19 protein-coding genes are annotated in these 23,943 nt (G+C 54.8%); 9 read left to right on the top strand and 10 right to left on the bottom strand.

What is annotated here, in order from left to right; translation table 11 throughout:
* Positions 1 to 47: 47 nt before the first annotated feature.
* The 4 genes from SPI6313_RS05805 to SPI6313_RS05790 all read left to right on the top strand — a co-directional run bounded on the left by SPI6313_RS05805 (position 48) and on the right by SPI6313_RS05790 (position 4,791).
* The gene (locus tag SPI6313_RS05805; protein WP_072620148.1) at positions 48 to 1,253 is read left to right on the top strand and encodes an aspartate aminotransferase; all 1,206 of its coding nucleotides are present in this window, start codon (positions 48 to 50) and stop codon (positions 1,251 to 1,253) included.
* Between the two features lie 136 nt (positions 1,254 to 1,389).
* Entirely contained in the window at positions 1,390 to 2,787 is a 1,398-nt protein-coding gene (locus SPI6313_RS05800) for an NCS2 family permease (protein WP_072620147.1), read from the top strand.
* Between the two features lie 454 nt (positions 2,788 to 3,241).
* Positions 3,242 to 3,559 carry a thioredoxin gene (gene trxA / locus SPI6313_RS05795; RefSeq protein ID WP_072620146.1) on the top strand — a complete coding sequence of 106 codons (318 nt, stop codon included), beginning with the start codon at positions 3,242 to 3,244 and terminating at the stop codon, positions 3,557 to 3,559.
* Positions 3,560 to 3,729: 170 nt separating this feature from the next.
* On the top strand, positions 3,730 to 4,791 hold the full coding sequence (locus SPI6313_RS05790) for an LOG family protein (protein ID WP_072620145.1): 1,062 nt from the start codon (positions 3,730 to 3,732) through the stop codon (positions 4,789 to 4,791).
* Positions 4,792 to 5,027: 236 nt separating this feature from the next.
* On the opposite strand, the gene SPI6313_RS05785 is transcribed toward SPI6313_RS05790, so the two are convergent.
* From SPI6313_RS05785 to SPI6313_RS05775, 3 genes are all read right to left on the bottom strand, one after another.
* Positions 5,028 to 6,047, bottom strand: a complete 1,020-nt coding sequence (locus SPI6313_RS05785; RefSeq protein ID WP_072620144.1) for an L-histidine N(alpha)-methyltransferase — start codon at positions 6,045 to 6,047, stop codon at positions 5,028 to 5,030.
* A gap of 6 nt (positions 6,048 to 6,053) precedes the next feature.
* A complete protein-coding gene (locus SPI6313_RS05780; protein ID WP_072623015.1) occupies positions 6,054 to 6,947 on the bottom strand; it encodes an inositol monophosphatase family protein in 894 nt (297 codons plus the stop codon).
* A gap of 135 nt (positions 6,948 to 7,082) precedes the next feature.
* A complete protein-coding gene (locus tag SPI6313_RS05775; protein ID WP_072620143.1) occupies positions 7,083 to 10,124 on the bottom strand; it encodes a peptidase domain-containing ABC transporter in 3,042 nt (1,013 codons plus the stop codon).
* Between the two features lie 1,195 nt (positions 10,125 to 11,319).
* Here SPI6313_RS05775 and pyrE point away from each other — a divergent pair.
* Both pyrE and SPI6313_RS05765 read left to right on the top strand, forming a co-directional pair.
* Complete coding sequence (gene pyrE, locus SPI6313_RS05770; protein WP_072620142.1) at positions 11,320 to 11,889, top strand: orotate phosphoribosyltransferase; 570 nt, start codon at positions 11,320 to 11,322, stop codon at positions 11,887 to 11,889.
* 111 nt (positions 11,890 to 12,000) lie between these two features.
* Complete coding sequence (locus SPI6313_RS05765; protein WP_072620141.1) at positions 12,001 to 13,230, top strand: glycosyltransferase family 2 protein; 1,230 nt, start codon at positions 12,001 to 12,003, stop codon at positions 13,228 to 13,230.
* 13 nt (positions 13,231 to 13,243) lie between these two features.
* On the opposite strand, the gene SPI6313_RS05760 is transcribed toward SPI6313_RS05765, so the two are convergent.
* The 5 genes from SPI6313_RS05760 to SPI6313_RS05740 form a co-directional block, all read right to left on the bottom strand.
* On the bottom strand, positions 13,244 to 14,488 hold the full coding sequence (locus tag SPI6313_RS05760; protein WP_072620140.1) for an ABC transporter permease: 1,245 nt from the start codon (positions 14,486 to 14,488) through the stop codon (positions 13,244 to 13,246).
* A 115-nt stretch (positions 14,489 to 14,603) separates the two neighbouring features.
* Positions 14,604 to 15,326, bottom strand: a complete 723-nt coding sequence (locus SPI6313_RS05755; protein WP_072620139.1) for a Stp1/IreP family PP2C-type Ser/Thr phosphatase — start codon at positions 15,324 to 15,326, stop codon at positions 14,604 to 14,606.
* Positions 15,327 to 15,389: 63 nt separating this feature from the next.
* Positions 15,390 to 17,018, bottom strand: coding sequence for an ABC1 kinase family protein (locus tag SPI6313_RS05750; RefSeq protein ID WP_139276745.1), 1,629 nt, complete (start codon positions 17,016 to 17,018; stop codon positions 15,390 to 15,392).
* Between the two features lie 224 nt (positions 17,019 to 17,242).
* Positions 17,243 to 17,560 carry a DUF6825 family protein gene (locus tag SPI6313_RS05745; protein ID WP_072620137.1) on the bottom strand — a complete coding sequence of 106 codons (318 nt, stop codon included), beginning with the start codon at positions 17,558 to 17,560 and terminating at the stop codon, positions 17,243 to 17,245.
* Positions 17,561 to 17,631: 71 nt separating this feature from the next.
* Positions 17,632 to 18,345, bottom strand: a complete 714-nt coding sequence (locus SPI6313_RS05740; protein WP_072620136.1) for an NnrU family protein — start codon at positions 18,343 to 18,345, stop codon at positions 17,632 to 17,634.
* Positions 18,346 to 18,596: 251 nt separating this feature from the next.
* Here SPI6313_RS05740 and SPI6313_RS05735 point away from each other — a divergent pair, with 251 nt between their 5' ends.
* The 3 genes from SPI6313_RS05735 (at position 18,597) to SPI6313_RS05725 (ending at position 21,908) form a co-directional block, all read left to right on the top strand.
* The gene (locus SPI6313_RS05735) at positions 18,597 to 19,598 is read left to right on the top strand and encodes a LysR family transcriptional regulator (protein WP_072620135.1); all 1,002 of its coding nucleotides are present in this window, start codon (positions 18,597 to 18,599) and stop codon (positions 19,596 to 19,598) included.
* A gap of 243 nt (positions 19,599 to 19,841) precedes the next feature.
* Positions 19,842 to 21,347, top strand: coding sequence for a protein kinase domain-containing protein (locus tag SPI6313_RS24700; RefSeq protein ID WP_072620134.1), 1,506 nt, complete (start codon positions 19,842 to 19,844; stop codon positions 21,345 to 21,347).
* Between the two features lie 12 nt (positions 21,348 to 21,359).
* Positions 21,360 to 21,908 carry a hypothetical protein gene (locus SPI6313_RS05725; protein ID WP_072620133.1) on the top strand — a complete coding sequence of 183 codons (549 nt, stop codon included), beginning with the start codon at positions 21,360 to 21,362 and terminating at the stop codon, positions 21,906 to 21,908.
* Here SPI6313_RS05725 and SPI6313_RS05720 read toward each other — a convergent pair.
* Positions 21,905 to 22,867 carry an Rpn family recombination-promoting nuclease/putative transposase gene (locus SPI6313_RS05720; protein ID WP_072620132.1) on the bottom strand — a complete coding sequence of 321 codons (963 nt, stop codon included), beginning with the start codon at positions 22,865 to 22,867 and terminating at the stop codon, positions 21,905 to 21,907. The two genes, SPI6313_RS05725 and SPI6313_RS05720, sit on opposite strands and share 4 nt — an antisense overlap.
* Before the next feature lie 26 nt (positions 22,868 to 22,893).
* On the bottom strand, positions 22,894 to 23,943 hold the full coding sequence (locus SPI6313_RS22780; RefSeq protein WP_072620131.1) for a hypothetical protein: 1,050 nt from the start codon (positions 23,941 to 23,943) through the stop codon (positions 22,894 to 22,896).

The following is a 23,943-nucleotide window of genomic DNA, read 5'->3' as shown; positions in this document are numbered from 1 at the left end:
ACAAGTTTTACAAACTTTCCCCTTTGCATTTTTGTTGAGCTTCGCCCATGCGTGACAATTGGATTACCCCGGCTGATCGGTTAAGTGCATTACCGCCTTACGTGTTTGCTCGCTTGGACGAATTAAAAGCCCGCGCCCGTGAGCAGGGTTTGGATCTGATTGATTTGGGGATGGGGAACCCGGATGGGATGGCTCCCCGGCCGGTGATTGAGGCAGCGACGGCGGCGTTTGAGAATCCGTTGGTGCATGGGTATCCGCCCTTTGAAGGAACGGGGGATTTTCGAGATGCGATCGCTCGCTGGTATAAACGCTGCTACAGTGTCGATCTTGACCCCGATAGCGAAGCCCTGCCGCTCTTGGGGTCAAAAGAAGGCTTAACCCACCTCGCCCTCGCCTACGTGAATCCGGGGGATGTGGTGCTAGTGCCCAGTCCGGCCTATCCGGCTCATTTTCGCGGGCCGATGATTGCCGGGGCTGAGATCGCCACGATGGAACTCAACGCCGCCCAAGATTGGCTGATCGACCTGAGCCGCATCCCGGAAGAGCAGGCCCGCCGCGCCAAGATTCTCTATTTCAACTATCCGAACAATCCCACCACCGCCACCGCCCCCCGCGAATTTTTTGAAGAAATCGTTAAATTTGCGCGGCATTATGAAATCTTGCTGGTGCATGATCTGTGTTATGCAGAATTGGCGTTTGATGGCTATCAACCCACGAGCTTGCTGGAAATTCCCGGCGCGAAGGAAATCGGTGTGGAGTTTCATACCCTGTCGAAAACCTACAACATGGCGGGTTGGCGTGTGGGGTTTGTGGTGGGCAATGCCCAGGTGATTCAGGGGTTACGCACGTTAAAAACAAACCTGGATTATGGGATTTTCTCCGCGATTCAGGCCGCTGCTCAAACGGCGTTGCAGTTGCCGGATGAATATGTGCAACGGGCCCAGCGTCGCTATCAGGAACGGCGGGATTTTGTGATCGCGGGGTTGGGTGAGTTGGGCTGGTCTGTGGCTCCGACGAAGGCGACGATGTATCTCTGGATTCCCTGCTCGGTGGGGATGAGTTCGACGGATTTCGCTCTGGATCTGCTGCAAACAACGGGGGTGGTGGTCACGCCGGGGAATGCCTTTGGGGAAGCGGGGGAAGGCTATGTGCGGGTGAGTTTGATCGCTGATTGCGATCGCCTCGGTGAAGCGATCAACCGCCTCAAACAGGCCGGGATTCGCTACGACTACAGCACCGTCCCCTCTCACTAATTCGCAGACCCAACCAGATGGGGGTGGATCTCAAGGGCGATCGCGCCCCATCTTGAGCACTTTGTATCTGTCGTACTATGCAATTTCATCAAACCCTTTACAATTGCCCCTGTAAATTTTGGTGATTCTGTGCCGTATGACTCCTGATTCCGTCTCGCACCCTCAACCCCCCACGCCGGAACCGGAACGTGGGTTAAGCAAATTTTTTCATCTCGCGGAACTGCAAACCGATGTCCGCACTGAAGTGATGGCCGGGATCACAACCTTCTTCACCATGGCCTATATCTTGGTCGTCAACCCGGTGATTCTCTCCAACGCGATTTTCCTCGAAGAATCCGGGGATCTGTTTGGTGAAATTGCGATCGCAACGGCCCTATCCGCCGCGATCGCCACCCTGATCATGGGTCTCTACGGCAACTTTCCCTTCGCCCTCGCCCCCGGCATGGGCTTAAACGCCTACTTTGCCTTCTCCGTCGTGATTGGGCTGGGGGTTGATTGGCGCGTTGCCCTCGCAGCGGTGTTCATCGAAGGCATCATCTTCATCGTGCTCACCCTCACGGATGTTCGCGCCCAGATCGTCAACGTCATTCCCGAATGCATCAAACACGCCACTGCCGCCGGGATCGGTCTATTCATCGCCTACATCGCCCTTTCTGGCAGCACTGAAGTGGGCGGCGCGGGGCTAATCGTCCCCTACGAAGCCACGATCACCACCCTCGGCGATCTGAGTAATCCCAATACCTTAATGGCGATCGCGGGTATCTTCATCACCGCCGCCTTCGTAGCGCGTCGGGTCAAAGGTGCTCTGCTCTGGGGCATCCTCGCCACCGCAATTTTAGGCTGGATTCTTGGCATTGCCTCCCCCCCGGAAGGCCTCGTCGCCCTGCCCCAACTTCCCGTTGACCTGATCGGTCAGGCCTTTGTCGGGATCGGTCAACTCGGCAGCATCAACATTGGGCAACTCGTCTCGGTGATTTTTGTCTTCCTGTTTGTGGACTTGTTCGATACCGTGGGAACCCTGACCGGGTTGGGCATCAAAGCCGGCTACATTAATGACGAGGGCGAATTTCCCAACGTGAATAAAGCCTTCATGGCCGATGCCATCGGCACCACCGCTGGCGCACTCCTGGGCACATCCACTGTCACCAGCTACATCGAATCCGCGTCCGGTGTCGCCGAAGGCGGGCGCAGCGGCTTAACGGCGGTGAGCAGTGCGGTTTTGTTTGCCCTGTCGATTTTGTTTATTCCCCTCTTGGCGGCGATTCCGGGATTTGCCACGGCTCCGGCGTTGGTGATTGTGGGGGTCTTAATGGCGGGCAGTTTGCGCTATATTCGTTGGGATGATCCGGCGGAGTCGATCCCCTCATTTTTAACCATTTTGATTATGCCGTTGAGCTATTCCATCGCTGAAGGTCTGGCGGTGGGGTTGATTACCTATCCGGTCATCAAAGCCATGCAAGGCAAATTCCAAGAAACCAAAGTTGCGATGTGGGTGTTGGCGGTTCTCTTTGTGGTTAAGTTTGCGATCGCATAACTGAGACAGATTGACTAAAGAATAAGAATCAGTTGAACCTGACCCCTACGCCACTCTACAACGCATGAAAAAATAAGAGACAGATTCCCGAACTCAATCGCGTCCTCCTGAGCGTTTCGCCCCCAATCTAATCAACGAAACCTGGCAAAACTAAAGCAGTACCTTACAATGGAATTGTGCGGAGACGAAAGTTTCCGTTCACTCCTCACACCACTTTCCCGCCCAAGCGATTGGGCGGTTTTTTCGTGCCATGCTCCGTTCTCTCCGCCACCCCTCAATCCCCACCGCCGAATGCCCTAGGGTTGCTTAACCCGGCAAACGCAACGCTCCAAGTCTTAAGAAACACAATCGTGTTAACGTTCAAATCAGTTCCCTAAGATATGGAGGAATGGGTGCTTTTACTATGTTAGAATTACCCAGTATAATGATAGACCGGTAAAGGAATCCCAACCCAATGACCGAACCAGTTACAGATCAAGAATTTAAAGCCGTTGTATTAGATTGCGACATTCCCGTCCTTGTTGACTTTTGGGCACCTTGGTGTGGGCCCTGCCGAATGGTTGCTCCCGTCGTTGACGAAATTGCTCAACAATATGATGGCAAAGTAAAAGTGGTCAAACTCAATACCGATGAGAACCCTGCTGTGGCAAGTCAATATGGGATTCGGAGTATTCCCACGTTGATGATCTTCAAAGAAGGTCAGCGTGTTGATATGGTGGTTGGGGCGGTTCCGAAAACGACTCTAGCCAGTACCCTCGAAAAATATCTTTAAACATTGCTGTTCAGACTTGCAAGCGATCGCACCCCTGAGCCAAACCCCTCTTTCAACCCAGAGGGGTTTGGTTTAGGGCGTAACACCTCAGAGTCGCGGAGCAGCGGCGATCTTTCAATTCCCGTCCGGAATTCCGGTAAAATAGATCACCTTACTCCCTCCTCGCTCCTATGGTTACTCCAGACGCAGCCCCCGACGATCTGAGCCATGCTCTCACTACACTGCTCGATCGCTGGGACAAGCTCCAGCATCAAAAATATGTTAAACGTGCTCTGAATGTGATCCTCCGGCTCACTGAGGAACAGGTGGATCGCCTCGATTGGAAAATTCTCACCGCTGCGATGGAAGACCTTGAAGGTGGTTTCCAGGTCTTCTATCCCCATCGCCACATTCGCAAAGTGAGTATTTTCGGCTCGGCCCGTACCCCGGCGGATCAACCCATTTATAAGATGGCTGTGGATTTTGCCCACCGCATGACCCAACAGGGGTTTATGGTGATTACCGGCGCGGGGGATGGCATCATGGCGGCGGGCAATGAAGGCGCAGGCCGTGAGCAGTCTTTTGGTTTAAATATTCAGCTTCCCTTTGAGCAAGGGGCGAATGCGTACATTGCTGGGGATGACAAGCTGATGAGCTTTAAATATTTCTTCACGCGGAAGCTGTTTTTCCTGCGGGAAAGTGATGCGATCGCTTTATTTCCCGGTGGATTTGGCACGTTAGACGAAGCCTTTGAGAGTTTGACCCTCTTGCAAACGGGGAAATATGGCCCCGCCCCAGTGGTGTTGATCAATGAACCGGGTAGCGACTATTGGAATTCCCTCGACGACCATATCCGCGAACACCTGCTGCGGGAAGGCTTAATCAGCCCCGATGACCCCAGCATCTACACAATTACCGATGATCTGGATCTCGCCTGTGGGGTGATTAACCGCTTTTATCGGGTTTATCATTCGAGCCGCTATGTGGATCACAAGTTTGTGATGCGCTTGAATAGTGAACTAGCCGACGATGCGATCGCATTTCTCAACCGTGAGTTTAGCGACATTTTAGTGCAGGGCACGATCGAAAAATGCACCGCACTCCCCGCAGAACAGGATGACGGCACACTCCATTTACCCCGCTTACAGTTTGAATTCAACCAAAAGGACGCGGCCCGCCTGATCCAAATGATCAGCAAAATCAATCAATTGGGCGCTTTTTTACCCGAAAGTGACCACCCAGAACGCAAGTAAAGCGCGATCGCACCCTGGCTCTTGGGTCTCACACCAATGCCATGGCCCAGCCAAAATGAGGCGCGATCGTAGGGTGGATTAGACGGCTTAAACCCCCGCTATCACCGCAATTTAGCAATCCACCGTAACCCACCGCTTAAGGTATATCTCAAACAAGGGGCGAATCCTGAGTCTTTCGCTCACAGCACCAAACAACAGGGACGCGATCGCTATATCAGCGGGCGCAGCGTTAACCATTAACCCGCCCCGGTTCGACAACAGACGATCATGGCGCGGGAGAGGAGGGCTTCGATGCGGTAGGAGAGGATTTCGAGGCCGGCGGTTTGGAAGTCGGCGAGGATCTGAGGGGCGCTGGTGTCGGGTTCGATCCCATAGGAAAAGAAGCGATAGATGTTGATCGCGTCGCCGGCCTGGAAGGCGATCGCGTCCTGTTCTCCGTCTGGATAATCAACCCGAAGTTGATAATCAGCCTGGAGGCGAATGTCAGTTTTGTAGCCGCTCCAATCGGGGTCAAAATAGCCGACAATTTCAGCGTGGTCTGGGTGAATGCCGAAGCTGTTGAGGATGAATTGGCTGGCTTGGTGGGATATGTGGTGGGTAGGGTCAAATTCACGGGGGCCCGCATCGCGAAAATCAACACTAAAGCTGATGCAGAGCCATTCGCCCGGCTCCATCCCGGCGGCGATATTTTTGAGGACGGCGATGCGATCGCCCACATTGCAGAACGTGCCGCCGAGATAGAGGTAAAGATTTGAAGCTGCTTGGGGAGTCTGGCGATAGGAAGCGATCGCTTCCGGCATCGGGTCGCGTTCAAAATCCCACTGTTGACCGCGCCAAGGCAAGGTTGGGAACCAAGTGGTGAGGGTGGTTTCTGAAAGGGTGAGGAGATCGGGGCTAATGTCCAGGGCCACGTAGGTGTTGAGGCAATGATTTTCGAGAAATGTCCCCACCAATTTCCGCACCAGTTGAGGATTGCCCGCGCCGATGTCGATTAGGTTCCAGCGATCGCATCCTGTTTCCGTTTGAAAGAGATGGATGCAAACCCGTTTTAAAAATGCCTCGTCAGTTTTGGCACTGCTGATCGGGGCTTGGTCTTGTTGCACATTTAACGCTTCCCAGGCTTCGACCAGTTTGCCCTGATAGAAAAATTTAAAGGGAATGGCGCGATCGCGCTTTAAATGTGCGATGATTTCCCGCACTTGCGCCGGGGAAAAGACCCGATAAAACTCTGGATTAATCTGCGTTGCGATCGCCATGTCTGCTTACTCCTGCTCTGCAAGATCACCCGCCGCCTGACTCGCTTGCACCGCTTGCAACAAATCAGCGTGAACCTCAGGGCGATAGGCCACCACCAACCCCGGCAATTGATATTCCTCACAACTCGACATCGGCGGCACAGGCGAGCCATCATGGAGCGTCACCACGCCCCCCATTTCCCGCACCGAAAACGCCAACGCCGCCCCATCGAGCCATTTCCCGGCCCGCAGCACCGCCCCGCAGAGATCGCCCCGCAGGATGCGGCTGAAGTTGGGGCGGGGGTTGGTGGTGGTGTAGTCGCGGCTGCGGACGGCTTGATAGGCGGGGGGAAGATGGGGCGCGATCGCTTCCATCCCCCAGGAAATATACACTTTCGGTTCTGACAAATCCATGTAAACCGGAATTAAATCATCTAAACCCATGCTCAACGTTCCCCACTGACACCCCTCCCCCCGCAGGGTACAAAAATAATCTTGGGTCGCCGGGCTGACAATCAACACGCCGAGATAATCATCCTGATCCAACACCGTCAAGACAATTTGATAGTTATCCGTGCCGTCCATATACCAGCGCGTTCCATCAATGGGATCAAGGGTGATCAGATAATCCCCCGGCTCTGTGCCGAGGTCGATGCCCCGAAAATATTTGGTGTTGTAGGATTGGGCATGTTCTTCGCCATAGAAGCGCACCTGGGGAAATTGACTCAAGAGCGACACTTCAATGAAGGTTTGCACCGAGAGATCCGCATCGGTGAGGGCGGTGGAGAAAAAATTATCCGACGTGCCTTTTTCCGGTTGAGCCACTATCCGGCTTTGAATTTCACGGGCATAGTTGGCCGCAATGCGCAGTTGGGGCAGCAGGGTGGTAAAGAGTTCGCGGGCAGTGGGCAACGTAGGCATGAGTTCAGTAAGCGCGGCAGCGGGTTTCATTATCGCGTGTTTTTGAATGAATCTGAATCCCTCACCCAACCCTCTCCCTCAGGCGAGGGCTTTTCGCTTCCTGCTCCCGTGGGAGAAGGGTTAGGGATAAAGGGGCTAGCCCAAGGTGCGTGCGCCCTGTTGTTGGTAAAGGGCACAGTAGCGGCCTTGAAGGGCGACGAGTTCGGCATGGGTTCCCACTTCCACCACCGATCCGGCATCCATCATCACGATGCGATCGGCCTGTTGGACGGTGCTGAGACGGTGGGTGATGAAGAGAACGGTGCGATCGCGAAAAGCTTGGGCCAAATTACTACAGACCTGCTGCTCCGTGGGATAGTCGAGGGCGCTGGTGGCTTCGTCCAAGACCAAAAAGGCCGGGCGTTGGAGGACGGTCCGAGCGATCGCAATCCGTTGCCGCTGTCCCCCCGACAAAGATGCCCCCCGTTCCCCCACTCGCGTATTGTAGCCACTGGGCAACTCCATAATAAAATCATGGGCCGCCGCCACCTTCGCCGCCTCGATCACCTCATCGCTTGACGCTTCCGGGTTGTTCATCGCAATATTTTCCTGCACCGTCCCATCAAATAAAAGGGGATCTTGGGGAACCACCCCAATCTGCCGCCGCAGGGAATACAATTCCACCTTAGCCACATCATAACCATCGAGCAAAATTCGCCCCCCTTCCAGGTCATAAAGCCGCACCAACAGCTTCGTTAACGTACTTTTCCCCGCCCCACTTTTCCCGACAATGCCCACAAAACTCCCCGCCGGAATCTCAAGATTAACATTCACCAATTGCAGCGCCCCTTGCTTTTTAAAACGGAAGGAAACATTCTCATATTTCACCTGTCCTTGCACCTCCGGCATGGGAATATTACCGCGATCGGCCTCGCCCTCTTGGGGATTATCGAGAATATCGCCCAAGCGTTCTAAGGATAGGCCCATTTCCTGGAAGTTCTGCCACAGTTGCGCCATCCGTAGCAGGGGACTGGTGACATAACTGGCAATAATTCGGAAGGCGATTAATTGCCCTAAACTCAGGTCGCCTTCGAGAACTAAATAGGCTCCACCCCAGAGGACTAACAGCCCCGATACTTTGTTTAAAAATGTGCTGGCGGAGTTCGCTAAGGTGGAGGTTTGGACGGTTTTAAATCCGGCGGACACGTAACGGGCGTAATATTCTTGCCACCGCCAGCGCGATCGCAGTTCGATATTTTGGGCTTTCACGGTTTGAATTCCCGACATCACTTCCACGAGATGGGATTGAGTTTGGGCGTTGCGTTCGGCTTTGTGACGCAGTTGGCGACGGATTAACGGGGAGAAAATCAGCGTTGAAATCACAAACACAGGCAGGATCGACAACGCCATTAGTGACAGTTTCCAACTGTAGAAAAACATCACGGCTATGTAAATTACCGAAAAGATCGCATCTAAAACTACGGTTAAGGCTGTCCCCGTTAAGAATGAACGAATATTTTCCAACTCGTTGACTCGGCTTGATAATTCCCCCACCGGGCGGCGATCAAAATAGCGCAGGGGTAACCGTAACAAGTGGTCAATAATTTCTGACCCCAGGGACATATCAATCCGGTTGGTGGTATCGACAAACAGATAGGTGCGTACCGTACTGAGGATGAATTCAAAAATTGCCACACCGAGGAGAAAAATCCCCAACACTTGCAACGTTTCGGCACTGTTTTGGACAATCACCTTATCAATAATCACCTGAATAATTAAGGGATTCGCTAAGGCAAAAAGTTGCACAAAAAACGACGCGACAAAGACTTCTAATAAAACTCCTTTATATTTCCATAAAACGGGCAGAAACCAACTCAGGCCAAACCGTTCTTGGGGGGTATATTTTGAGGGGCGAATCAGCAGCACTTGCCCCACTTGATCCCAGGCTTCGAGGAAGTCTTTCGGTTTGCGGCGGAGAATGCCGATTTCCGGCGCACCGATGACGATGAGGCGATCGCTGATCTCATAGAGCACTGCGAGCCGGTCTTGCCACTGAACGAGGGCGGGCCCTTCAAGGCGCATCAGGGCACTGGCGGGAATATTGACTAATTGGGCGTTTAATCCCATCAATTCCGCCACTGAACCGCAGTTATAGAGGGATAGGTTTCCCTGTCGCTGGATCTGATCGGCGAGGACGCGCTGAATCACTTCGCGGCGGAAGGGCATCCGAAAATGTTGGCTCAACATCTGGAAGCAGGCCACCGCTGCATCTAGTTGGGAGCCGCCTTTGACGTGGGGATAGGATTGGCGGGACGGGGGCGGCGGGGGTGGGGCAGCGGTGGGGGGCGGCTCGGAGGGGGAGGATTGGGGGGAGGATGCTTCGGCGTAGGGGATGGCGGCCGGGGTGTCTGGCAGGGTGATCGTGTCGGGGTCGGTAGTGGGGGAAGGGCTGGGGGCGATCGCTTCTGGCATCGTCAGGATTAGATCCGCCTCTTGGATACCGATTAAGCGGGCGGGATAGTTGCCGACAACTTCGAGGCTGCGCTGTTGGGGCGAGAGGTGGAGGGGATAGCCGGGTTTAAAATGGGTGACTTGACCGCCGCCACTGACAAACCAAAGGAGGTTGGGGTATTGGAGGACGTGGGCGGGTTCTGCGTCGAGGAGGTGGCGACCGGGGGGGAGGCTACAGACTTGGGCGTTGCGGGATGCTTGGAGGACGAGGGTTTTGAGGGCGTTGCTGTCGGTGAGGTTGGGGATGGGGCGACGACAGAGGAGATCGAAGATTTCAGCGATCGCCGTCTGATGATGGAACTGGTGGGCAAAGTCGGGGTATTGATTGAGGAGGGCGAAAAATGGCTCGGCGGCGAGGGTGAGGGCGACGGTTTCCGTCGATGCGATCGCCGTTTCGCAGGAAATCCCCCGCAACAAACTCACCCACCCCACCAGATCCCCAGCTTCGAGGCGTTGGAGGGTGAGAGGAAGCTTGGTGGTGGCATCGTAACCAATCAGCCGCACTTGCCCTTCGTAGAGCATGATGATGTGCGGGGGAATTTGGTCACGAATCAGGAGGGTTTGCCCCATGCGATACCGGAGGGGGCGAATCTGTGCCATCAGGGTGCGCTGGGCTTCGGGGGGAAGTTGACGAAAGGGGGTGCGTTGTCCCAGAAAGGTTTGAATTTCAGCAACGGTGTAGGGCATGGCGCAGCGCAATCACAGATCCGAGATGACCCCTCAAGGATACCCAATTCGCTCCACGGGCGGCTAGATGGATTGGGTTCAGGGGGAAAGTCACGGGTGAGACGATGGGCGATCGCACTCATCTGCGATCGCTTGTGATCAGTAATAAATAAATATATATAGCGGTCAGCGATCGCAAGTCGTCTCGATCTGGGGTTGTATTTTGTCCCGTTTTATGGCCCTAGAGGATATCAAGGGATAATGTGCGATCGCCTGGATTTTGCGATCGCTTGTGATCAGCGAGAGACGGTTCACAAAAAAAGTTAAGCAGGAGCAAGAAACGTAGCGTCCAGTCAATCATTACTTGTTCGATCCTAACCACATCCTGCTCAAGGGGCGGCAGCGGGGTGAAGGGGGCACACTCTCAGTGATTCCAAAAATGCAGGGCTGGGAAAGCCCGTTGTTGGGGATGCGGTTTGAGTTGACTGCACGTTAACATTCCGTTGCGCTCTGGATGTCACGCCAGGACAAGAAGCATACTTTGATGTTTGCATCAAATCTTGAGTATTAACCCAGTGAGCTACGCCTATTACCATCGCAACCATCCCCAATAGCAGGAGAAGCAACCACCAAACAGTCTTTCATGGGACAAAGGTGATTACGAGCGTGATGCGTAAAGCCCCCTGAATTTTATTTGGGGGATATAAGCGAATAACCGAATTGATTCGGTGGTGATACAATAAAAGCGTTCGCTAGCGCGAAGTAAAATTCCGGGGTGAGCACCTTATGGGCAGGGCGTTGTCCATTGGGCTAGGCAAGATAAGACGGGCTACGCCTGCAATTGCTGTCTGAACCCAGAATCCCCCGTCATTTATGCGGGGGAGTACGTCAATTCCCTAGAAGCTCTGGTTGACTGACAAAAGTTGAGATGTAGAAGTCGAAGTCTTGACTGAGAGGGTTTTTCAGCGGTCGAGGTCATAACAGGGGACTACCTCTTTAATGGCAACATCCTTGACTTGGAATAAGAGCATCACATAATAGCCAGACGCTCGTTTAACGACTCTGGCTATTTTGGCCGTGAAGCCTTTCGGGTGCGGAGCACCGCAATACTCTCTGGTAGTTGGTAGGGAACAAGGGGCGAGATTGCTGCGTTCCCATTCCGCTCCGGTTTGCGGTTTACTGAGAATACACCATTGTTTTGAAATCACTTGGGATCATGACCACTGCGATCGCTGAACTGCGCCAACACCTCCTCGATCTCCTCCTCCAATTTGCCTATCAAGAAGGTGATTTTGTCCTCTCCTCCGGCCAAAAAAGTACCTACTACATCAACAGCAAGCAAGTCACCCTCCGCGCCGATGGTGCTTTAACTGTCGGGCGACTCCTCTGGGCGATGTTGCCCCCCGACACCCATGGCGTGGGCGGTCTCACCCTGGGGGCTGACCCCATGGTGACGGCCGTGAGTTTAGTTTCAGAACTCGAAGCCCGCCCGATCCCCGCCTTGATCGTGCGCAAACACCCGAAAGGGCACGGCACCAAGGCCTACATCGAAGGCCCGAATCTCCCGACTGGGGCAAATGTGGTGGTGCTCGAAGATGTGGTCACGACGGGTCAATCGGCACTGCAAGCGGTGGAACACTTGCGCAATGCGGGCTATACCGTGACTAAAATTATGGCGTTAGTGGATCGTGAACAGGGGGGCCAGGCCTGTTACGCTGCCAATGATTTAGAGTTTGAAGCGATTTTTTCAATCCGCGACCTCCAAGCCGCCGCCCAAAGTGTTTAGTCTCCGGTTTTTGGACAGGATCGCCGGAACAGTAAAGCGCCCCTGAGTCTTGGGCTGCTGTGACTCTGGGCGGTGGGGCGATCGCAACCTAATTTTTAACAGGGATTGACCATGATAATCGGAATACTTTCAGGCGTGATGATGGTGGCCATGGCAGGGATTTTGCTGCTCTGCGGGGTGTTGTGGTTGGAATGTTTAGCCGCGATCGCCGCTCGTGCCACTCCCCTCAGCCCCACCCTCGCCATGCCCGCCACGGCGATCCTGATTCCCGCCCACAACGAAGCGTTGGGCATTCGTCACACCCTCGCCCAACTCCTGCCGGAGGTGGATGATCCGGCGCAGATTGTCGTGGTGGCGGACAATTGCAGCGATGACACCGCCGACATTGCCCAGAATCTAGGGGTGACGGTGCTCGAACGCCACAATGAGCAGCAACGGGGCAAAGGCTATGCCCTGGATTTTGGCTTGCAACATCTCGCCCCCGATCCCCCGGCGGTGGTGGTGATGATTGACGCGGATTGCGATGTGCAACCGGGCACGGTGAAACAAATTGCCGCCCAAGCCCAAGGGTTGAATCGCCCGATTCAGTCCCTCTATTTGATGGCAAAACCCGACCACCCCCAGGCCAAAGATGCGGTGTCGGCCTTTGCGTTTAAGGTGAAAAATTTGGTGCGGCCCTTGGGGTTGTGGCAAGGGGGGCAATCCTGCCTGTTGACGGGGACGGGGATGGCGTTTCCCTGGGCGGTGATTCGTTCGGTGGATTTGGCCAGTGGGGAAATTGTCGAAGATATGAAATTGGGATTGGATTTAGCGATCGCCGGCCATCCGCCCCAATTTTGCCCCACCACCCTCGTTTTAGGCCGACTCCCCAGCCAAGCCGCCGCCGCCACCAGCCAACGCACCCGCTGGGAACATGGCCACCTCCACACCCTCACCACCTTTGTCCCCCAACTCTTGGCTGCTGGGGTCAAACAAGGCCGCTTAGACCTGCTCACCTTGGGGCTAGAGTTGGCAGTGCCGCCGTTGTCGTTATTGGTGGTGATCTGGGTGGGGATGATGGGGGTTTCCCTAGGCCTGTGGGCGATCGGGTGGCTGTGGATCTGGCCGGTGGGACTGGGGGCGATCGCGGGTCTGTTGCTGCTCACGGCCATCCTCGCTGCCTGGCTCAAGTTTGGCCGCCAAGATCTCCCCGCCCTCACCCTCCTCTCAATCCCGTTTTACATTCTCTGGAAAATCCCCCTCTATTTTCGCTTTCTCGTCCGCCCCGAAGCCCAATGGGTGCGCACGGAACGGGATGCGATCGCCCCCGAACGAGAATCGCCCCCCGAACAAAAGCCCTAAACTGCGATCGCCCCTAAGCCTTAAAGACGATCGCCGGATCAACCCGCGTCACTTTTTGGATCGCGAACAAGGCCGACCCCACACACATCCCCATCGCCACCACCAGCACCCCCGCCGCCGTTAGGGGCGTAATTAAAATCAAAATGCCTTGGGTGGTGAGGGCCCAATAGGACACCCCCAAACAAAGGGACATCCCTGGTAAATAGCCCAACACCGACATCCAGAGGGCTTGTTCAATGATGATGCTGTAGATGAAGCGATCGGACGCGCCCATGGCCTTGAGGGTGCCGAATTCTTTAATGTGGTCGGATACCGAAGCGTAGAGAATTTGTCCCACAATTACCATGCCCACAATCACCCCCACCGCCGTCCCCAGTCCCAAAATAAAGCCGATGCCGGTGCGGCGTTGCCAATAGGTGCGGGTGATGTCGGAAAGTTCTGCGGTGGTAAACACTTTTGTGCCGGGCAATTGATCCGTGAGGCGTGCTTTTAAGCCCTCTAAATTTTCGGGGTCGGTGGCTTTAATCAGAATGAAGGTGATCGGGGTGGCTTGGTTGAGGGGTTCGGGGGCGGGGGGGTTGGGGGTGGCGAGGGGATTGTCGGCGGTGTAGGTGTTGACGCAGTTGAGGTCGCCTTCGTCATAGCGGCATTGCACTTCGGAGGAAAAGCCTGAATTGGTGTAGGCGTTGGCATTTTCCAGGGAGGTGAAAATATAGGAGCTTGAGGCGATGGATTGGGTGTCTTTGGTGACTCCCACGACGGTGGTGGGGCGGGAGTCGATGCGGGCGCGATCGCCCACTCCCTCCAAATGCAAAGAATCCAAATTGCTTTGATCCACGAGAATCGTATCGGGCTGCGTGAGATCCTCCACTTTGCCCGCTTGGAGCATACCCGGCACGAACAATTCCCCCTGGGGATCAAACCCAAAAATCCGCACTGAGGTTAATTCCTCGTTGGGAATATACCAGCGTCCAAAGCCTCGCATCACCGCTTCCGCTTTTTCTACTCCGTCCACCTCGGCGGCAATATTGAGGGTGGCGAGGGCAATGGGTTCGGTCAGTTCTAAATAGACAAACTGATCCGAGGTAATCCATAGATCCGCTTTGGATTGATCGATCAACAGGGTGGTGGAGCGGGTGAACCCTTGGAGAATTCCGGTTTGAATCGTGACGAGGCTAACCGCAAACATAATGCCTGCCTGGGCCACCAGGAAGCGAGGCAAATCTTCAAACAGGTTACGACGGGCCAGCGATACCATAGGGACGTGAGCAGAGGGATCAATCGGTGCGTGCAGGGGAGACGTGGGCTGCTGTCTTCCGTGAGACCCAGGACCGACACCCCACCGGTTCCGGGAAGGGCAACAACGGCGGCGATCAGGTTTCAGCGAGGATGACGACGGTGATGTTATCGGAGCCGCCGTTGGTTTTGGCGGCGTTGATCAGGGCGGTGGCGGCGGCTTCGCAGTCGTCGTTGCTGCTGAGGTGGGTGTAGATTTCGCGATCGTGGACTTCTTCGGTGAGGCCGTCGCTACAGAGGAGACAGCGATCGCCCGGCAGAATTTTCACCTGTTGAATATCCAATTGATTGAGGTCACGCCGCCCCAAGCATTGGGACAGCACATGCCGCCAGGGATGATTCCGGGCATCTTCTGGGGAGAGATCGCCCATTTTCATCGCCCGTGCTACCCAGGTTTGATCTTCGGTGATCTGCTCTAACGTATCCTGGCGCAGGCGGTAACAGCGAGAATCGCCAATATGGGCACACCAAGGCCGATCCTCTCGGAACACCAAGACCACGACGGTAGTGCCCATGTCTGCCCGTTCGGGGTGGGTGTCTTGATCATCGAGGATGTCTTGATTGGCTTCCCAGATTGCCTTTTCGAGGAGTTCTGGGGTGGTAATGGTGGCGTTCCAATTTTCGTCAAGATAGGTCTTGATCGTTTCTGTGGCGATGCGACTCGCTTCTTGACCCCCCGCGTGGCCACCCATGCCATCGGCAACGATGAAAAATCGTCCCTCAGGATCAATGTAGAAATCATCTTGGTTGACTGAGCGGACAATCCCTGTGTCTGTAAGCCCCGTAAAGCGACGTGCCATAGCCCAACTTTTGCGTAAGTAATATTAACTGCGATTCTAATCCCCTCCGTTACGGGTGGGACATTATGGTAAGCGATCGTAACGATTTAGTTTTTGAAGCGATCGCAGCAGGAGCACACCAACCCCAATCGCCGCCAACGCGACGAGCACGGCTAGGATGATCAAATCATTGACCACGAAGAGGGTCGCCGATATCACCAAACCCGTGAGCAGGATGGTGTGGTTGGTGAGCATCTGCACCATCCCCAAGCGGCGCAGGATGCGATCGGACTCGCTCGATCGCACCCGCACCCGAATATCACCGCGATCGAGTTTTTCGATCGTGTCTTCGATACGGCGGGGCAGGCCGAGGGCGGTGCTGCTGACTTGGGCCGCTTGGCGGCCCAGTTCATCGAGGATGCTGCCGCCGTTGTTGGGGTTGGTGTTGGTCATGATTTCCATTGCAAAGGGCTTCGCCACTTCCATAAAGTTAAATTCAGGGTCGAGACCTTTGCCCACGCCTTCGAGAGTGGAAAAGGCCCGCATCACAAAGGTGAAGGTGGCCGGAAAGCGGAAGGGCTGATCATAGGCCACGTCGTAGAGGTCATCACTGATGGCGCTGATCGACTGCTCCTCAAAGGGCTTGTCCATGAAGTTATCGAGCATATATTGCACCGATCGCCGCACGGGCCCCATGTCGCCGATGGGTTGGAGAGCACCGAGTTTGATTAAAGAGGCAATGACGCGATCGCTATTCTTCTCCGCAATCCCAAACAGCGTCTCCATCAACCCGGCGCGAACATTGGCATTAATCCGCCCCATCATCCCGAAATCGTAGAAAATCATCGCCCCATCAGGAGCCACGGCAATATTACCGGGGTGGGGGTCAGCATGGAAAAACCCATTATTGAGCAATTGTTGTAAATAGGCCTCTGCCCCTTGACGAGCCAACCGTTTACGATCTAACCCAGCGGCTTCTAAGGCTTCATAGTGGCTAATCTTAATCCCCGGCACATATTCCAAGGTCAAAACACGGGGGGAGGTATAGCGCCAAAATACCTTTGGGACTCGCACCCAATCAAACTCACGAAAGTGCCGCCGGAACATATCGGCACTCTGGCCTTCGAGGAGATAATCTGTTTCTTCCCACAAAATCCGGCAACATTCTTCGTAAATCCCCAGCCAATCGCGACCCCGACCCCAGCGGGGATGATTTTGGAAATATTGCGTGATCCGTTTCAGGATGGCGAGGTCAATGGTAAAGAGTTTTTTCAGGCCGGGGCGCTGGACTTTGACCACCACGTCTTCGCCGGTGTGGAGTTGGGCGCGGTGAACTTGGCCGAGACTGGCGGCGGCGAGGGGAGTCGGGTCAAAACTGGCGAAGAGTTCGCCGATGGTTTTGCCGGTGTCTGCTTCAATAATGCTGGTGACGCGCTCGAAGGAGAAAGCCGGGACGCGGTCTTGGAGTTTGGTGAGTTCCGACACATATTCGATCGGGAAGAGATCCCCGCGTGTGGAGAAGAGTTGACCCACCTTGATGAAGGTGGGGCCCAGTTCTAGGAAGCTTTCGCGCACCCAGGCGGCTTGCTTTTGGCGACGGATGCGGCGTTTTTCGTCGGTGTAACCGCCGGGATACGTCCATTTTTTGGCATCCCACCACAGTTCACTGATGAAGGTGAAGACAAACCGCCAAATGTCCATGCGGCGGCGCATGGGGGAGTAGTTGTCCCGATTCCAGCGATAGGTCGCCTTGCCCGCTTCGATTTGGGCGGGTTGGGCCGGGGTGCTGAGGTCAGAGGGGTAGGGGAGCGATCGTTGAGAAAGGGCAGACACGCGGTTTTTTATAGGGGGGGTAATAACAACGGACTATTAACAGAATTTAAATCAGCGGAGGAGGCACGAGTTTGGGGGACTCTAGCCTCATGGGACGATGGGATCTAGGTGCGATGGGTGGTGAGGGCTGAGCGGAGGCGAGCAATTTCGGCCCGCAGGTCGTCGATGGTTTCTTGGAGATCCGCCGGACGCTGGGGGGGATGGGATGCGGGAGATTCGGCGGCAGTGGGGTCAAAGTTGCCGAGGTCATAATCGGCGCGGCTCATCACTTCGGTGGTGAGTTGGCGGATGTTTTCGCGTTGCTCGGCTTCAAATTTACCGATATTGCTGAGGGTATCTGTGAAGGCGGCTTCGACTTTTTCGCCTAAGACGGAGGCGAGGGCGCGGCCAACAAAGAAAGCACGGGTGACGGGATCGCTCATGGGGTTAGTTTGCGTTAGGCTTCGTAACAAATTATATCGTAGGCATTCAATCGGGGCGGGATTTTGCTGGGCTACCAGGGAACTTTGGCGGTCATGACCATTAACCAGGGGTGTCCCCACCAGAGGAGGGCGATGAAGGCGCTGACTCCGAGGTAGGCGGGTTTGAGGAATTCCTTGAGGTGGAGGGTTTGGCGACCGTCGAGGATGGCACGGAAGGGGATGACGGAGGTGCGATCGCGCGCGGCAATGAAGGCCTCGCCGTACTTCTGGGCGAGGCGATAGTCACCGTGCCAGACGGCGAAAACATGGTGGGCGATCAGGCCGAGGGAGGTGACGAGGGTGAAGGTGGTGCCGAGCCAGAGGGTATGGGCGATGCACCAGATCACCTGGCCCACCATTTGGGGGTGGCGGGTGATGCGAATGATGCCGGTTTCGTAGAGGTGGACTTCGGGTTTAGCGATCGCGGCAATTTCGAGCAGATTAAACGTGGCGGGATAGAGAAACAAAAAGGAAATCGCGCTCAAAATCCACACCGTCGCCTGCACACCAGCCACACCTTGCACCTGCCAGAGGGTCGCCCCGTCGTAGCGATGGTTAAAGAAGTAGATGATCAACACCGTGGCAAAGGGAATACTCACGAGGGCAAAGCCGACGCGATAGAGACGGGCCCCGATCAGCCCTTCGCCCCAGGGTCGCAGGGCAGCAAGACCGCTATGGGCGATCGCAAATCCGATCAGCAAGGCCGCCATCACCGTATGACTCGTTGTCCACCACGCAACATTCATAAATTTATTGATTAAAGTTAATGGATTCAATGATTTACAGCCCTTCATCCTTTGACCACTTTAACGTTAATCACTACGCTTTGTTAAGTAATACTAATCAATATCACAGAAGTTGATCCCGACTTATGATACTGTCATTGTCTAAGGGAGATTCTCTTAATTAACCTCAAGTTTTTGATAAAAGAAGTAAATCAAAGCGCATGGGTTAAAGGGAGTTTCCATCACTTTTCCTCACGCTCTCGTGGACAAGTATGTCTGAAATTCCGTTCACCCTGGATCAACTGCGCATCCTCAAAGCGATCGCAACCGAAGGCAGTTTTAAACGTGCGGCCGATAGCCTTTACGTCTCTCAACCCGCCGTCAGTCTCCAAGTCCAAAACCTTGAACGCCAAATGGACGTGCCCCTGTTTGACCGGGGTGGCCGTCGTGCTCAAATGACCGAAGCCGGACATCTTCTCCTCAACTACGGCGAAAAAATTCTCAGCCTTTGCCAAGAAACCTGCCGGGCGATCGAAGACCTCCAAAATCTCCAAGGCGGCACATTGATCGTCGGAGCCTCCCAAACCACCGGAACCTATCTCCTGCCTCGGATGATTGGCCGATTTCGCCAACGCTACCCCGATGTTTCCGTTCAGCTCCAAGTTCATTCCACCCGCCGCACCTCCTGGAGTGTCTCCAATGGCCAAGTGGATCTCGCCATCATCGGCGGTGAAGTGCCCGCCGAACTCCAAGACACCCTCCATGTCCGCCCCTACGCCGAAGATGAATTAGCCTTAATCCTGCCGGTGAATCATCCCCTCGCCACCGTCGAAACGATCCAGCGCGAGGATCTCTATCGCCTCAACTTCATCGCCCTTGACTCCCAATCCACGATCCGCAAAGTGATCGACCAAGTCTTAACCCGCTCTAATCTTGACCCCAAACGCCTCAAGGTGGAAATGGAACTCAATTCCATTGAGGCGATCAAGAATGCGGTGCAGTCGGGATTGGGGGCCGCCTTTGTTTCGATTTCCGCCATTGAGAAAGAACTCAAGATGAACGTGTTGCACCGGGCGACCATTGACAATATGGTGGTGCGGCGTACCTTAGCGGTGATTATTAACCCCAGCCGCTACCGCTCCAAGGCTGCTGAAGCCTTTGTCAAGGAAATTTTGCCAGAATTTTCGACCCAGGGGAATTTTTCACTCTTTGAACCCGCCGCCGACCCCACTCCCGAAACGCCCCCCGTCTTAGCCGTTGAAACCAAAGAGTAAGCGTTCCCATGCTCTGTTCTAAGGGCCAAGTCGCAATGTCTGACAGCTAATAACATAGCAATCCTCAATCAGATCGGGACAGGCCAGGGGCTTAAGCCCCTTGTTTTTCAAGGCTGAGGGTTTCAAACTTAAATAGGATTGCTATATTGAACATTTCCCCTCGTCTAGCTAGGCTAGAGGTCGAATCGCTTGATCTTGAGTGGGATTGATCGCGCCCGTATTTCTTTTGGTGTTTGGCAGTTCATGGAAATTCTTTGTACCCGTCCAAGTTGTGGTTCCCGTAATCATTTTGCTGACCTTGATGATGCCAATACCTTAAAAACCACTCAACAAAAGTTTTGCACCCAGTGCGGGATGCCGTTGATTTTGGGGGGGCGTTATCTACCGACGCAGCTTTTGGGCCAAGGGGGGTTTGGGGCGGCATTTTTGGCTTGCGATCGCTACACCACCTCCCTCCGCAACTGCGTCGTTAAACAATTTCAACCCGCCGGTAATCTTTCAGCGCAACAACTCGAAATTGCCCAAGGTCTTTTTGAGCGGGAAGCGGCTGTTTTAGAAGACCTCGGCCGTGAACACCGCCAAATTCCCGACTCCTTTGCCTTCTTTCCCCTCGTGATTCCCGATCGCCAAGGCAACAAAGACGAGCAATTTTTCTATCTCGTTCAGGAATTTATTGATGGTCAAGATTTAGAGCATGAACTCGCCGCGAAGGGGAACTACAGCGAAGCCGAAATGCTAGAAGTGTTACGGGAAATTCTCAATGTGTTGTCCTTTGTCCATGGGCGCGGCGTGATTCACCGCGATATCAAGCCCTCGAATATTATGCGCACGACCAAAGGGCGGTTGTATTTGCTGGATTTTGGGGCGGTGAAACAGGTGACGGCGGGGAGTGCCGGCTCAGGACATTCGACGGGCATTTATTCCATGGGCTTTGCCCCCCCGGAACAGATGCAAGGGTCGCAAGTCTATCCCTCGACCGATCTCTACGCATTGGGGGCGACCTGTTTAGTGTTGGTGACGGGGAAAGCGTCGGATCAATTGTTTGACACCTATAACAATTGTTGGACTTGGCGCGAACATGCACCCCAGGTGGGCGATCGCACCGCCGCCATCCTCGAAAAAATGCTACGCCCCACCCCGAAAGACCGCTTCCAATCCGCCGATGATGTGCTGCTGCTCCTCAACCACACCCCCGCCGCCCGCAGCAGCCCCACCCCAGCGCCCCCCCCGCCCCCCGTCGCCCCCGCATCTCAGTCCACTGTCACTCAAGCCCCCCCCGCCCCAGCCCCGAATCTTGCCCAACCTGGCCCCCCACCGGCCCCCATCCCACCAACCCCAGCCCCATCACGCCGCTCCACCCCCAAGTTTGGGTTAGTGGAAATTCTCGCCAGTTCCGCCTTTACGGGGTTTGAAGGGGCCTTACTCTTGATGATCTCGATCAGCCTCGTTAATGGGATCACCCCGATCAGTATTGGGTTGTGGGGGATGTCCATGGGGGGGTTGATCTACGCCCAAAGTCGGCGGGCCTTGGAAAAGTGGGATTTTGCGATTCTGGGGGGAATCACGGTCGCACTGGTGAGGGTAGTTCCTTGGTTTCATCGCAGTGCCGCCCTGCAAGCGGTCTTAACGACGTTGTCCCTCAGTGGTGTGTTGGGGTATGTGTTCCTGGCGGTGCTAGCGGGGGCGGTGGTGGTGCTGGTGACGGCTCTATTCCGCCTGATTTATCAAATTCTCTCGTCCATGTTGTAGGGGGAACGTGCCATGCTCGACAGCCTATTAATGGCCCTATTGAGCCTAGAAGCTCCCTCGGTGGAACCGGTGGCGGCGACGGCCTGGACTTGCCCGGAGACGGTGGAACCGTTAACGACGCAACTCCTGAAGGACTTGCCCAGTTATGCCAATCGTGTGATTCAGCGATCGCGCCGCCTCGACCGCGAAGCCGCCACGAACCTTGACAGGGCTACCTATGTCCAGATCGCCGGCCGGGCCGAGTTTGAACCCCTCCCCCTCGGTCGTGACCCTCTCCCCGATGACCCCACAAAACAGGTGTTTTTCACGACCCTAGAGCAGCAGTTTAGTGGCGATCGCGCCACCACCCAGCAGCACTATCACTGGCTCTTTCTCACCCCCACCCCCCAAGGCTGGTATTCCGTCTACCTCTTCACCCGCTTCAGCGACAACACCAGCAGCGAACCCCTCCCCCCCCGCGAAACCAGCAACGGCGTGATCGGCCAAGCCATTCAACTCTGGCTGCGGGACTGTCGGGCGGGCACGGTGCGCCCCGCCGGTGCATTCCTCCCCCGTCGTTAATCCGGGGCTGGCGGGGGCGGCAACTCTGATCGCAACTCCTGCACCTGCTCCAGGGTTAAGCCGGTTAACGTGATCAGCAGATCATCCGTGAGACCGCGCTGAATACCTGCGATCGCAACTTGTCGGATGCCCTGTTCAATGCCCCGTTCAATGCCCTGTTCAATCCCCTGTTCAATGCCCTGTTCAATCCCCGCCTCGATTCCTTGGGCGATCCCTGCTTCCCGGCCTTGCCGATGGGCGGTATCAATCGAGTTTTGCAAATCACGATAATATTTCAAGCTGTCTTGATAGGAGCGGACTTGTTCCGGGTTGAACTGGGCAATTTCCGCCACTTCAAAGGCTTTCTCAAAGATTTCTTCCTGTAATTCCAGCGGCACACCTTGGAGCCGCGTCAGGTTGCGCAACAAATACAACCACTTATCAAATCGGGTTTCCAGTTCTGCCAAGCTTTTATTAAACTTCGGCATCTCTAGATAAATAAACGTCAATTTATCATAGAAAACTTGACAGGTTTCAATGTCCGTGAGTTGGACATCATAGCGATATTTATTAGGATTATCACGATCGGCTTCAAAGACGAAGTCAAGGATCGCGATCGCATAAACCGCCTTCAGTTCATAGTTCCACTGCCCTCTGAGGGCTTGCTCTTGGATGGGGAATGTGGAATAGTACACCGTGCGGTCTTTAAAAAAGTCCTGTTGACTCTTTTGCAGTTCCACAATGAACTTTTCCCCCCGCTCATTTTCACAGTACAGATCAAAAATGGCTTTGCGGTCTACACTGGTTGCGCCGAGTTGCTCATTTTTGATGTAGTTGAGTTGGGTAATTTTCCCTTGTTCATCTTTCAATAATTCATTTAGAAAATCCAGCAATAAATCCTTATTGGGTTCTTCACCAAAGAGTTTTTTAAACCCATAGTCCGTAAACGGATTAATATATTTTTCGGCAAAGTAGTACATCGGCTTAATTCAGAAATGCGGATGAATTACGGAAGCGCGATCGCTTCTTGGAGTGGACTGCGTTGGAGAATGACCATTTCACTGCCGACGATCGGATTACGGGCCACTTGGTCGCCGTTTTCGTCGAGCAATTCCACTTGACTGAAGTCAAGACGGCGCGATCGCACCAATACCTCATTGGCTACTTGATCCTGTCGCCGCGCTTCTAGGCCATACCATGCTTCTCCCACCGTCACCACCAAACGACTGCTGAGAAAATCCGCTTGAATCGAGCGAATTAAACCCTCGGCATATTGGTTAGTGATTTCCGCGACTTGGTCTTGAATGGCGGCGATCAATCGTTGTTCTGGGGTGAGGCGGAGGGGTGGGGTTGCCGGGGCGGGCTGGGGTTTGGGTGTGGGGGTGGGGGCGGGTTTTGGGGTGGGGCGTGGGGTGGGTGGGGCGGTGGGCGTAGGACGTGGGGACAGGGTGGGAGCCGTCGGACTGGAGGGGGCGGTGGGCGCGATCGCTGTCGGGGCCGAATCATCCCCCGTTAACACCACACTCCCAATCAACACCACCACCACCACACTGCTAATGATCCCCGTTAACATCCAATCCGATAGGGTTTCGTTGAGGTTGTCCGGGAGGAGACTGCGCACGGACTTGAGGAGGCGATCCCAGGTGCGTTGCAGTTGTCTAAAGGTGGGTAAAACAGCGTCGAGGCCCTTCGGCTCCGGCAGCGGTTCGGTGGGGGGATTTTCATCGGTGTCGGTGTCAAATCCGCCCCAATCCTCCGGCTCGGCTTCCGGCTCTGATGCCGTAGGGGGCGCGGGTTCCGGTTCTGTCAGTTCAGAATCAGGCGCGATCGCATCCGCCGGGCTGGGGTCGGGTTCTGGTGGATCAGCCCGAACGGCCGTGAGAACTTGGTCTACACTACGAGTGAGGTCTGCCAAGGGGAGCGATCGCAGAGCATCATCAGATGTCGTTGTTTCTAATTTTCCCACCACTGTTTCGAGCTGGGCAATCAGCCCTTGCAGTTGGCGCAAAGCATCTTCTTTTGACAGATTCGATTCTGCTTGATGGTCTTCTGGCAT

Origin of the sequence: Spirulina major PCC 6313, from assembly GCF_001890765.1 — a bacterium.
Lineage (GTDB): Bacteria > Cyanobacteriota > Cyanobacteriia > Cyanobacteriales > Spirulinaceae > Spirulina > Spirulina major.
This window is presented reverse-complemented; position numbering and strand designations above follow the sequence as displayed.